This is a genomic window from Dietzia sp. E1 (genome assembly GCF_014145015.1).
Taxonomy (GTDB): domain Bacteria; phylum Actinomycetota; class Actinomycetes; order Mycobacteriales; family Mycobacteriaceae; genus Dietzia; species Dietzia cinnamea_A.
On sequence record NZ_JAALDU010000284.1, the window covers coordinates 1 to 12,648 of the forward strand.

Annotated in this window: 9 protein-coding genes; 8 read left to right on the forward strand and 1 reads right to left on the reverse strand. The window is 71.4% G+C overall.

The genetic code is table 11. From position 1 onward, the window contains the following. Window positions 1-138: 138 nt before the first annotated feature. The gene (locus G6030_RS10200; RefSeq protein WP_063971871.1) at window positions 139-1,746 is read right to left on the reverse strand and encodes a class I adenylate-forming enzyme family protein; all 1,608 of its coding nucleotides are present in this window, start codon (window positions 1,744-1,746) and stop codon (window positions 139-141) included. Window positions 1,747-1,888: 142 nt separating this feature from the next. On the opposite strand from G6030_RS10200, the gene G6030_RS10205 reads away from it, so the two are divergent. From G6030_RS10205 to G6030_RS10240, 8 genes are all read left to right on the forward strand, one after another. Further along, the gene (locus G6030_RS10205) at window positions 1,889-2,707 is read left to right on the forward strand and encodes a TIGR03084 family metal-binding protein (RefSeq protein WP_182643036.1); all 819 of its coding nucleotides are present in this window, start codon (window positions 1,889-1,891) and stop codon (window positions 2,705-2,707) included. Then, window positions 2,704-4,545, forward strand: coding sequence for an acyclic terpene utilization AtuA family protein (locus tag G6030_RS10210; protein ID WP_182643037.1), 1,842 nt, complete (start codon window positions 2,704-2,706; stop codon window positions 4,543-4,545). The genes G6030_RS10205 and G6030_RS10210 overlap by 4 nt, the downstream gene beginning before the upstream one ends. Then, window positions 4,542-5,744 carry an acyl-CoA dehydrogenase family protein gene (locus G6030_RS10215; protein WP_182643038.1) on the forward strand — a complete coding sequence of 401 codons (1,203 nt, stop codon included), beginning with the start codon at window positions 4,542-4,544 and terminating at the stop codon, window positions 5,742-5,744. The genes G6030_RS10210 and G6030_RS10215 overlap by 4 nt, the downstream gene beginning before the upstream one ends. Then, entirely contained in the window at window positions 5,741-7,339 is a 1,599-nt protein-coding gene (locus tag G6030_RS10220) for a carboxyl transferase domain-containing protein (RefSeq protein WP_182643039.1), read from the forward strand. Before G6030_RS10215 ends, G6030_RS10220 begins: the two co-directional genes overlap by 4 nt. Window positions 7,340-7,350: 11 nt before the next feature. Then, entirely contained in the window at window positions 7,351-9,396 is a 2,046-nt protein-coding gene (locus tag G6030_RS10225; RefSeq protein ID WP_063971875.1) for a biotin carboxylase N-terminal domain-containing protein, read from the forward strand. A 5-nt stretch (window positions 9,397-9,401) separates the two neighbouring features. Further along, entirely contained in the window at window positions 9,402-10,583 is a 1,182-nt protein-coding gene (locus G6030_RS10230) for an acyl-CoA dehydrogenase family protein (RefSeq protein ID WP_063971876.1), read from the forward strand. Window positions 10,584-10,623: 40 nt separating this feature from the next. Continuing rightward, window positions 10,624-11,433, forward strand: coding sequence for an enoyl-CoA hydratase family protein (locus G6030_RS10235; RefSeq protein WP_182643040.1), 810 nt, complete (start codon window positions 10,624-10,626; stop codon window positions 11,431-11,433). 81 nt (window positions 11,434-11,514) lie between these two features. Then, complete coding sequence (locus G6030_RS10240; protein ID WP_182643041.1) at window positions 11,515-12,648, forward strand: NDMA-dependent alcohol dehydrogenase; 1,134 nt, start codon at window positions 11,515-11,517, stop codon at window positions 12,646-12,648.

Genomic DNA, 12,648 nt, shown 5'->3' on the forward strand with positions numbered 1-12,648 from the left:
GCGGTCAACCTCGTGGCGCGTCCGCCGCGCGGTGAGGCGCTGCGGCCGGGGCTGGGTGCCGACCTCGCCGCGGCGCGACTGGAGATCCCCGGCGAGCTGCTCGAGGTCGGCCCCTAGGAACCGGCGCCGCCCCGGCCGTCAGGCGAGCGCGCGCAGCTCGACCTTGCGGATCTTGCCGGTCGCGGTGCGGGGGATCGAGTCCACCACCACGACGTCGCGCGGTCGGTGCGACGAGGGGAGCCGCTCGGCACCGAACTCCCTCACCGAGGCCTTGAGTTCGTCCACGCCCGGAGCGCCCTCGGAGGGCACGACCACCGCCACGACCAGCTCGCCCCACGTCGGGTCGGGGCGCCCGACGCAGGCCACCTCCGCGACATGCGGGTGGTCCATGAGGACGCGCTCGACGTGCAGTGACGAGACGTTCTCACCGCCGGACTTGACGATGTCCTTGACGCGGTCGGAGAACCACACCACGCCCTCGTCGTCGATGCGCCCCAGGTCGCCCGAGTGCAGGCGCCCGCCCACGAACGCCTCCGCGTTGGCCCGCGGGTTGTTCCAGTAGCCCTCCATGACGGTCGGACCGCGGTAGACGATCTCGCCGTCGGTGCCGGCCGGCAGCAGTTCGTCGGTGCCGGGTTCGGCGATCCGGTTCTCGGCGATCGGGGTGGGGTAGCCCCACGAGTCGGACTTGTCCGGGCCCAGCTCGGGCCACTGCATGACGGTGGCCGGCGTGCACTCGCTCATCCCCGAGGCCAGCACCATCCGCGCGTCGGGGAGCGCGGTCTCGAGGCGTCGGCGCATCTCCTCCGACATCGGGGCCATGGCGTAGAGGAGGAACCGGACCGAGGTCAGGTCGAGTCCCCGGTCGGTGCCGTCGGCGAGCGCCTCCAGCATGAGGGGCAGGCCCACGAGGTGCGTGGCGCGGACGCGGGCGACGGTGTCGGCGTACCCGACGGGGTCGAAGCCCGGCAGGAGGTGGACCGTCGCGCCCATGGTCACCGCGGACAGCAGGACGCCGTTGAGGCCGGCGGTGTGGAACAGGGGGAGCGGGCACACCGTGACGGACGGCTCCGCGCCCCAGTTCAGGCCGAACACCGCGCCGTTGCCCAGGGCGGCGACGGTCACCGCGAGGTGGGACGTGAGGACGCCCTTGGGGCGGGAGGTGGTCCCGGACGAGTAGAGGCACTGCACGACCTGGCGGTCCGCGATCACGGTATCCGGGTTGGAGTCGTCGTCGGCCAGCAGGTCGTCCCAGCCGATCAGCGTGGGTCCGTCGGGCGCGGCCTCGAGTCCGTCCGGGACCCCGCCGACGACGACGAGGGTCTCGACGCCGGGAATGGCGGCGGTCGCTCCGAGGACGAGCTCCACGAGTGAGCCGTGGACGACGACGATGCGCGTCCCCGAGTCGGTCAGGGCGTGTGCGATGTTCTCGAGCCCGGACAGCAGGTTGACGGGCAACGAGACCATCCCGGCCTTGGCGGTCCCGAAGTAGGTGGCGACGAACTCCCGGCAGTTCGTCGAGAGGATCGCGACGGGTTCGGACTCGCGGATGCCGTGCCCGACCAGCCCGTGGGCGAACCGGTTGGCGGCGGACTCGAGCTCGAGATACGTCCACGAACCGGTGTCGTCGGTGAGGGCGGTGCGGTGAGAGAACGTGGCGGCCGCACGGGTGGGGATGTCCCCCACGGAGCAGCGGCGGGCGAGGGCGTGATTGGTCGGGTCGATGCCGGTGGGGTCGAGTCGCACGATGTCTCCAGGGGCTCGGGGGAGGGGTGAGGGGAACGCGTGTCTGTGACACGTATCACCGTAGGCGCAGGCTCGCAGAGGCCCGGCGGGAAAGCAAACAATCACGCTTGCTTTTTTTGCGGCGGGGTGTCATCGTGATCACATGACGAACCCCGAGACCTCCGTCACAGAGGATCCGCACGCGGCCCTCGCCGCGCTCAACACCCGACTGGACGAGCTCGTCGAGTCCGCGGGCGCCGACGGCTGGAACAACGACACGCCGGCCGCGGGCTGGGACATCGGCACGCAGATCGCCCACCTGGCCTGGACCGACGAGGTCTCGGTCACCGCCATCCGCGACGCGGACGCCTTCCGGTCGGTCGTCGAGAAGGCCGAGGCCGACCCGACCGGGTTCGTCGACGTCGGCGCCGCCGAGATCGCGGCCACCGGCCGCGACGAGGTCCTCGCGCGCTGGCGCCGGGCCCGCGGTGAGCTCGCCGACGCTCTCGAGGCCGCGGACCCGGGGGAGAAGATCCCGTGGTTCGGGCCGCCGATGCGTCCCAAGTCGATGACCACCGCGCGGATCATGGAGACCTGGGCCCACGGGGTCGACGTGGCCGACGCGCTCGGCGTCCCGGTCGACTCCGACCCGGCGTTCGTGGGAGCCCTCCCGCACGTCGCCCGGCTGGGGTGGAAGACCCGCGCCTTCGCTTACATGATGAACGGCCTCGAGGCCCCCGCCTCCGAGGTGTACGTCGGGCTCACGCGGGCCGACGGCACCGTCGTCGAGTTCGGCCCCGCCGACGCCGAGCAGCGCGTCACCGGGCCGATCCTCGACTTCTGCCTGCTGGTCACCCAGCGCGTCCACCGCGAGGACACCGCCCTCGAGGCGGTCGGCGCGGACGCCGAGGAGTGGCTGCGCATCGCCCAGGCCTTCGCCGGCCTCCCCGGCGGCGGCCGCGAGAAGGGGGCGCGGGCATGACAGGGTCACTCACGCCTGCGCCCCTGCGCGTCGGCCCTGAGTCGACGGTGCCTCCGCTCCGCGTCGGCAACATGTCCGGGTTCTACGGCGACCGCATCTCCGCGATGCGCGAGATGCTCTCCGGCGGCGAGCTCGACGTCCTCACCGGCGACTACCTGGCCGAGTTGACCATGCTCATCCTGGGACGCGACCGGCTGAAGAGCGCCGAGCTCGGCTACGCCAAGACGTTCCTCCGCCAGCTCGAGGACTGCCTCGGGCTCGCGCTCGAGAAGAACGTCAAGATCGTCGCCAACGCGGGCGGCCTCAACCCGGCCGGACTGGCCGACGCCATCCGCGAGCTGGGTGCGCGCCTCGGACTGTCACCGGTCGTCGCGTACGTCGAGGGTGACGACCTCATGTCCAGGGTCTCCGAACTTGATATCCCGGCCGACGCCGGCGTCCCCGTCACCGCCAACGCCTACCTCGGAGCGTTCGGCATCGCGCGCTGCCTCGACGCGGGCGCGGACATCGTCGTCACCGGTCGCGTCACCGACGCCTCGGTCATCGTGGGGCCGGCCATCAGCCACTTCGGGTGGGGCCGCGACGACCTCGACGCGCTCGCCGGTGCCACGGCGGCGGGCCACGTCATCGAGTGCGGCACCCAGGCCACCGGAGGCAACTACGCCTTCTTCAACCGCGGCGAGATCGCCGACCCGGTGACCCCCGGGTTCCCGATCGCGGAGATCTCCGCCGACGGCACCTCGATCATCACCAAACACGCCGGCACGGGCGGCGCCGTCACCGTCGGCACCGTCACCTCGCAGCTGCTGTACGAGGTCACGGGTGCGCGCTACGGCGGTCCCGACGTCGTCACCCGCCTGGACACCGCCGTCGTGGAGCAGGAGCGTACCGACCGCGTCCGCATCTCCGGAGTCGTCGGCGAGCCCGCCCCGCCCTCCACAAAGGTGTCCGTGACGTGCCTCGGCGGGTTCCGCAACGAGGTCACGTTCCTGCTCACCGGCCTCGACATCGCCGACAAGGCCGCCCTGGTCGAGCGGCAGTTCCGCGCCGGCCTCGAGCGCCAACCCGCTCAGCTCGACTTCCGCCTGCACCGGACCGACCACCCCGACGCCGACACCCAGGCCGCCGCGACCGCCATGATGACCGTCGTCGCCTGGGACCCGGACGCCGACGTGGTGGGCCGGGCGTTCTCCGACGCCGCCGTCGCGATGACGCTGTCCAGCTACCCCGGGGCCACCCCGAGCGGACCGCCCGGCCGCGGCGGACCGTACGGCGTCTACATCCCCGCCTACCTCCCGCAGACCGAGGTGCCGCACGTCGCCGTGTTGCCCGACGGCACCCGCGTCGACATCGAGCCGCCGGCGCGGACTCAGGAGATGGGCGACGGTCACGCCTCCGACGGACTCGGCGCCGACGGGGCCCCGCTCGACGCCTATGTCCCGCCCTCCGGCCCCGTCCGCCGCCGCCCTCTCGGCGACGTCCTCGGCGCCCGCTCGGGTGACAAGGGCGGCACGGCCAACATCGGACTGTGGGCCGGTGACGAGGAGGCCTACCGCTGGATGCTGGCCACGCTCACCGTCGACGAGCTACGCCTCCTGCTGCCCGAGGCCGCCGACCTGCCGATCGAGCGCTACGAGTTGCCGCGCCTGCACGCGGTGAACTTCGTCATCGACGGACTCCTCGGCAAGGGCGTCGCCCACGGCTACCGCTGGGACCCGCAGGCCAAGGGCCTGGCCGAGTGGCTGCGCTCCCGACACGTCGACATCCCCGACTCCCTCACCGCCCCCGTGCCCACCACCGCCGATGCCGCCCGCGCGGCCGCCGAGGAGAACGCGTGACCATCCCGCGCAGTACCGCCCCCACCGTCCCACCCCATGTACCCGGGGACCCCTGGTACACCGACGAACGTCTCGCCCTGCGCGAGACCACGACCCGCTTCGCCGAGCGCGAGATCCTGCCGCACCAGGACGAGTGGGAGGCCGCCGGAGCGATCCCCCGCGACGTGCACCGCGCGGCCGGTGACCTCGGCCTGCTCGGCGTGTCGTTCCCCGAGGAGGTCGGCGGCGGCGGGGGAGACATGCGCGACTCCCTCATCGTGTGCGAGGCCCTCCACGAGGCGGGCGTGTCCGGCGGGGTCTTCGCCTCCCTCTTCACCTGCGGCATCGCCACCCCGCACCTCGCCCAGTCCGGGCGCCCCGACCAGATCGACCGGTGGGTCCGCCCCACGCTGGCCGGCGAGATGATCGGCTCCCTGGCCATCACCGAGCCCGGCGGGGGCTCGGACGTCGGACACCTGACCACCAGCGCCCGCCGGGACGGCGACCACTTCGTCGTCAACGGAGCCAAGACGTACATCACCTCCGGTACCCGCGCCGACTTCGTCGTCACCGCGGTCCGCACCGGCGGCGAGGACCTACCCGGTGCGTCCGGCGTCAGCCTCCTGGTGATCCCCACCGACACCCCGGGGTTCCACCGCTCGCCCCCGCTGGAAAAGCTGGGCTGGCGCGCCTCGGACACCGCGGAGTTGACCTTCACCGACTGCCGGGTGCCGGTCGAGAACCTCGTCGGCGAGGAGAACGACGGGTTCGCGCAGATCGCCATCGGCTTCGTGGGCGAGCGGATCGCGCTGGCCGCCCAGGGTTACTCGCACGCCCAACGCTGCCTCGACCTCACCCTGGCCTGGGTCCGCGAGCGCGAGACCTTCGGCCGCCCGCTGCTGTCGCGCCAGGCCGTGCAGAACACGGTCACCGAGATGGCCCGTCGCGTCGACGTGGCCCGCACCTACACGCACCGGTGCGCCGACCTCGCCGTCGCCGGGCACGACGCCATCGCCGAGGTCTGCTTCGCCAAGAACACCGCCGTCGAGTGCGCCGAATGGGTCGCCAACCAGGCAGTGCAGCTTTTCGGAGGGCTCGGCTTCATGGCCGAGTCCGAGGTGAGCCGCCAGTACCGCGACGTCCGACTCCTCGGCATCGGCGGCGGCACCACCGAGATCCTCACCACCCTCGCCGGACGACGTTTGGGGTACACGGCATGACCATCCTGCGGTCCACACTGGACACCACCAGCGCCGAGTTCGGCGCAGCGAGACAGGCCATGGAGGGCAAGCTGGACCAGCTCGCCACCGACCTCGAACCGGCGCTGGCCGGCGGCGGCGAGCGCAAGGTCGCCCGCCACCGCGAGCGCGGCAAATTCACCGCCCGCGAGCGGATCGACATGATCCTCGACCGCGAGTCGCCCTTCCTCGAACTGTGCGCGCTCGCCGCGTGGGGCTCGGACTTCCAGACCGGCGCCTCCGTGGTCGCCGGGATCGGGGTGGTCTCCGGTGTCGAGTGCCTGCTCATCGCCAACGACCCCACGGTCAAGGGCGGCACCTCCAACCCCTGGACCCTGCGCAAGATCCTGCGACTCAACGACGTCGCCATGAAGAACCGGCTCCCGGTCATCAGCCTCGTCGAGTCCGGCGGCGCCGACCTGCCCACGCAGAAGGAGGTCTTCGTCCCGGGCGGCGGCCTGTTCCGTGACCTCACCCGGCTGTCCAAGGCCGGCATCCCCACCATCGCCGTCGTGTACGGCAACTCCACCGCCGGCGGCGCGTACGTGCCCGGTATGAGCGATCACGTCGTCATGATCGAGGAGCGGTCCAAGGTCTTCCTGGCCGGCCCTCCGTTGGTCAAGGCCGCGACCGGGGAGATCGCCGACGAGGAGACTCTCGGTGGCGCCGACATGCACGCGCGGGTCTCCGGGCTGGCCGACCACCTCGCCGTCGACGAGTCCGACGCCGCGCGTATCACCCGCGGCATCGTCCGCCGCCTCAACTGGACCAAGGCCGGGCGCGCCCCGCGCGCGGACGTGATCGAACCGCTCTACGACGCCGACGAGCTCCTGGGGATCGTGCCCGACGACCTCAAGATCCCCTTCGACCCGCGCGAGATCATCGCCCGCATCGTGGACGGCTCGGACTTCGACGAGTTCAAGCCCCTCTACGGCGCGAGCCTGTGCACCGGGTGGGCCGAGATCCACGGCTACCCGATCGGCATCATCGCCAACGCCCGCGGCGTGCTCTTCAGCGAGGAGGCGCAGAAGGCCACACAGTTCATCGAACTGGCCAACCGCTACGACACCCCGCTGCTGTTCATGCACAACACCACGGGCTACATGGTCGGTTCGGAGTACGAGCGCGGCGGCATCATCAAGCACGGCGCCATGATGATCAACGCGGTCTCCAACTCCGAGGTCCCGCACCTGTCGCTCATCACGGCCGCGTCCTACGGCGCCGGCCACTACGGAATGTGCGGCCGCGCCTTCGACCCGCGGTTCCTCTACTCCTGGCCCAGCGCCAAGTCCGCGGTGATGGGCGGCCAGCAGCTCGCGGACGTCGTCACGTCGGTGGCGGCCGCCGCGTCGGCCGCCCGTGGAGAGGAGATGGACCCCGAGACCATCGAGGGGCTCAAGGCGGCGATCGCCGACCAGATCGAGAAGGAGTCGTTGCCGGCGTTCCTGTCCGGGATGCTCTACGACGACGGCGTCATCGACCCCCGAGACACCCGGACGGTGCTGGGCCTCAGCCTGTCCGCGATCCACTCCGGAGAGGTCGCCGGAACCGACCGCTTCGGCGTCTTCCGGATGTGAGGAACGAGACCATGAGCACCACACCCATCACGTCCGTCCTGGCGGCCAACCGCGGCGAGATCGCCCGGCGCGTCCACCACACCGCCCGCGCGCTCGGGATGAGCACCGTCGCCGTCTTCTCCGACGCCGACGCGGACGCGCCCCACACCCGCGAGGCCGACGCCGCCGTCCGCCTGCCGGGCAACACCCCGGGAGAGACCTACCTGCGCGGCGACCTGGTGATCGACGCCGCGAAGGCCGCCGGCGCCGACGCCGTCCACCCCGGGTACGGCTTCCTGTCCGAGAACGCCGGGTTCGCCCGCGCCGTCATCGACGCCGGCCTGACCTGGGTCGGCCCACCCGTCGCCGCCATCGAGGCGATGGGCTCGAAGATCGAGGCCAAGAAGATGATGGCCGGCGCGGGCGTGCCGATGCTCACCGACCTCGAACCCGCCGACGTCACCGTCGACATGCTCCCCGTTCTGATCAAGGCCTCCGCCGGTGGCGGTGGTCGTGGCATGCGCGTCGTCCGCACCCTCGACTCGCTGCAGGACGAGATCGCCGCCGCGCAGCGCGAGGCCGGGTCGGCCTTCGGCGACGACGCGGTGTTCTGCGAGCGCTACCTCGAGCGCGGCCGGCACATCGAGGTCCAGATCATGGCCGACGCCCACGGCACAGTCTGGGCGGTCGGGGAGCGCGAGTGTTCCATCCAGCGCCGACACCAGAAGGTCATCGAGGAGGCCCCCAGCCCGCTCGTCGATCGCACCCCCGGCATGCGGGAGAAGCTCTTCGAGGCGGCGCGCAGCGCCGCCGCCGCGATCGGGTACACCGGCGCCGGCACCGTGGAGTTCCTGGCCACCGACGACGGCGAGTTCTTCTTCCTCGAGATGAACACCCGCCTCCAGGTGGAGCACCCGGTCACCGAGGCCACCACCGGTCTGGACCTCGTCGCCCTCCAGTTCGACGTGGCCGCAGGCCTGCCGCTGCCGTCCGCCGAACCGCCGGCCGCCCACGGCTGGTCGCTCGAGGCGCGCTTGTACGCCGAGGACCCCGCGAACGACTACGCGCCCGGGTCGGGGACCCTGTGGGCGCTCGACGTTCCGGGCGTCTCCGCGCGGTTCTCCGGGCCGCACCGCCCGGGCATCCGCCTGGACAGCGGTGTCGAACCGGGCCCCGACGGCGCCCTGATCGGCGTGCACTACGACCCCATGCTGGCCAAGGTGATCTCCTACGGACGCACCCGCGCCGAGGCCTGTGCCTCCCTCGCCGGGGCACTGTCCCGCGCGAAGGTCCACGGCCTGACCACCAACCGCGCGCAGCTCGTCCGCGTACTGCGCCACCCCGAGTTCATCGCCGGCAACCTCTCGACCGCGTTCCTCGACGATCACGGCGCCGAGTCGCTGGCCGCCCCGCTCGCGGACCCCGAGGCGGTGCGGATCTCCGCCCTGGCCGCCGCGGTCGTCTCCGGCACCGCCGATCACCTCGCCGGACCGGTGGCTCGGGCCCAGCCCGGGTTCCGCAACGTCGGTCGCACCCTCCAGAAGCGCACGTTCCGGATCGGCGAGGACGAGCTCGAGGTGAGCTACCTCCGCGACCGCCCGGGCCCCCGTCCGGCCGGTGAGCTCGCCGACGTCGTCAGCATCGAGGACGTGTCCGCCGACTCCGCCGTCCTCGCGATCCGGGGGGTGCGCCGGGTGTTCACCGTGGCGCGCTACGAGACACCCGGCGCCGACACGGTCGTCGAGGTCGACTCGCCGCTCGGCCCCGTCTCGCTCGTCGAACCGCCGCGCTATACCGACCCGGCCGCCGAGGTCGCCGCGGGGTCCCTGCTCGCACCCATGCCGGGTTCGGTCATCCGGGTGGCCGTCTCCGTCGGGGACACCGTCACCGCGGGCCAGCCCCTGCTGTGGATGGAGGCCATGAAGATGGAACACACCATCGCGGCCGCCGTCGACGGCATCGTCACCGAGCTCCCCGTGGAGGTCGGCACCCAGGTCGAGTCGGGAACGGTCCTCGCCGTCGTCACCGAACCCGGCACCCACACCGACAGCACCGACCCCACCACCGGCCAGGAGTGACCGCGATGACCGACATCTCACAGATCCCCAACCCCGTGATCGACACCGACGAGCAGGCCCAGCTCCGCAAGGTCGCCTACGACCTGGGCTCGCGCTACGGGCTCGAGTACATGCGATCCAAGTCCGACGCGGGTGAGACCACAGACGAGCTGTGGACCGAGGCCGGGAAGCTCGGCCTGCTCGGCGTGAACCTGCCCGAGGAGTACGGCGGCGGCGGCGCCGGGATGACCGAGCTCGCGATCGTCGAGGAGGAGCTCTCCGCCGCCGGCGCCGGGCTGCTCATGATGGTGGTCTCCCCGGCCATCAACGGCACCATCATCTCGCGGTTCGGCACCGAGGAGCAGAAGAAGCGCTGGTTGCCCGGCATCGCGTCGGGCGAGACGATCACCTCGTTCGCGATCACCGAACCCGACGCCGGGTCCAACTCGCACGCCATCACCACGACCGCCCGTCGCGACGGCTCCGACTTCCTCATCTCCGGTCAGAAGACGTACATCTCCGGCGTCGACCAGGCCGACGCGATCCTCGTCGTGGCGCGCCTCGAGGGCTCCACCTCCGGTCGGCTCGAACCGGCCTTGTTCATGGTGCCCACCGACGCGCCCGGCCTCGAGCGGACGCACATCCCCACCGAGGTCCGCACGCCCGAGCGGCAGTTCCAGCTGTACTTCGACGACGTCCGCGTGCCCGCCGAGGCGCTCATCGGCGACGGCGACACCGCCCTGCTCATGCTGTTCGCCGGCCTCAACCCCGAGCGCATCATGGCCTCCGGGATGGCGTGCGGTACCGCGCGCTTCGCCCTGGACCGGGCCGCGAAGTACGCCAACGAGCGCGCCGTGTGGAAGACCCCCATCGGCGCGCACCAGGGTGTCGCCCATCCTCTCGCGCAGTGCAAGATCGAGCTGGAACTCGCGCGGCTGATGATGCGCAAGGCCGCCGCCCTGGTCGACGCCGGCCGCGACGACCTCGCCGGGGAGGCCGCGAACATGGCCAAGTACGCCTCCGGAGAGGTCTCGGCCCGCTCGGTCGACCAGGCCATCCAGACCCTCGGCGGCAACGGACTGTCGGTCGAGTACGGCCTGGCGGGGATGCTCGCCGCGTCCCGGCTGCCCCGGATCGCGCCCGTCAGCCGGGAGATGATCCTCAACTACGTCGCCCAGCATTCGCTCGGGCTGCCGAAGAGCTACTGAGGGGCGTGACATGAGTGACCAGGCGAGGAGTGATCGGGCCATGAGTGATCAGGCCGGGGCCGGTCGGTCCCTGGTGCGCTACGAGGTCTCCGGCGGTGCCGCCCGCCTCACCCTCGACTCGCAGCACAACCGGAACGCCATCTCCACGGCTCTCGTCGAGCAACTTCATGCCGCGCTCGATCGCGCGGCCGGCGAGGACGCCGCCCGGGTGGTGGTGCTCGGGCACGCGGGCGGCACGTTCTGCGCCGGGGCGGACCTCTCGGAGGCCTCGGCCGCGGGTTCGGAGAGCACTCCGGAGGAGCAGGCGGCCGAGCGGACCCGGATCTTCCTGGGCCTGCTGCGGGCGATCGTGTCCCATCCCAAACCGGTGATCGCGGCCGTCGACGGACACGTCCGTGCAGGCGGGATGGGACTGGTGGCGGCATGCGACTTCGCGCTGGCCGGCCCGGCCTCGACGTTCGCACTGACCGAGGTCCGCCTCGGTCTCGCCGCGGCCATGATCTCGGTACCGCTGGCCGCGCGCGTGAACTCGCGTGACCTCACCCGGGCACTGCTGACGGGCGAGAAGTTCGATGCCGCCCGTGCACGGGAGATCGGGCTGCTCTCCGAGGCCGTGGAGGACCTCGACCCCGCCGTCGACGAGCTCGTCGCGGCGTTCAGGCCCTGCTCACCACAAGGCCTCGCGGAGAACAAGGCCCTGCTCAGCGCACCATTGCTCGCCGAGTTGGACGCCCGGGGCGAGGACCTGGCGGGCGTCACGGCCCGCCTGTTCGGTACCTCCGAGGTCGCCGAGGGGATGACGGCGTTCCTGGAACGCAGACAGCCCTCCTGGGCAACGGAGTCAGAGTAGGTTGGGCTGTGACACTGGTCACGTGACCGGTGTCACGTCACCCTTTCTCGCTCATCACCCTTTTCATCCGAGGAGACACGAATGCGCACCAAGGCCGCCATCATCCGGGAGCCGAAGCAAGACGGCTGGGAGATCGTCGACGTCGACATCGACGATCCCAAGGCGGGAGAGGTCCAGGTCAAGTTGGCCGCATCGGGCCTCTGCCATTCGGACGAGCACCTGCTCACCGGCGACCTGCAGTTCGAGTCCTACCCGATCATGGGCGGTCACGAGGGGGCCGGCGTGATCACGAAGGTGGGGGAGGGGGTGATCGGACTCGAGGAGGGCGATCACGTCGTCCTGGCCTTCATCCCCGCCTGTGGGACCTGCCCGCCCTGCTCCGAGGGGCTGCAGAACCTCTGCGACAACGGCGCCGGCCTGCTCAGCGGGCGGGCGATCAGCGACGGCGGGTACCGGGTCCACACCGCGGACGGGGCCGACGTCGCCACCATGTGCGTCCTCGGCACCTTCGCGCCCCACGTCACGGTGCACCAGTCGTCGGTCATCAAGATCGAGAAGGACATCCCCCTCGACAAGGCGGCCCTGCTGGGTTGTGGCGTGTGCACGGGCTGGGGATCCGCCACGGAGATCGGCGGCGCCAAGGAGGGCGACATCGTCGTGGTCGTCGGCGTGGGCGGCATCGGCATCAACTCCGTGCAGGGCGCGGCGGCCGCGGGCGCCCGCGCGATCGTCGCGGTCGACCCGGTCGAGTTCAAGCGTGAGAAGGCCGTGGAGTTCGGCGCGACCCACACCTGCGCCTCGATGGACGAGGCGATGGGGCTGGTGGGGGAGATCAGCTGGGGCCGCATGGCCGACCTCGTCATCCTCACCATGGGCGTCGTCGAGGGCAAGGACCTGCTCCCGGGCCTGCTGCTCACGGGTAAGGGGCGGCGGTGCGTGGTGGTGGGGCTCGGCGACATGAACGCGGTCGACGCCCAGATCTCGATCCTCGACCTGGCGATGCAGCAGAAGACCCTGCAGGGGGCTATCTTCGGCGGCACCGGTCCGCGCAAGCAGATCCCACACCTGCTGCACCAGTACCGGGCGGGCAACCTCAAGCTCGACGAACTCATCACCAAGACCTACCGGCTCGAGGAGATCAACCAGGGCTACCAGGACATGCGTGACGGCAAGAACCTCCGCGGTGTGATCATCTACGACGAGCAGGACTGGTAA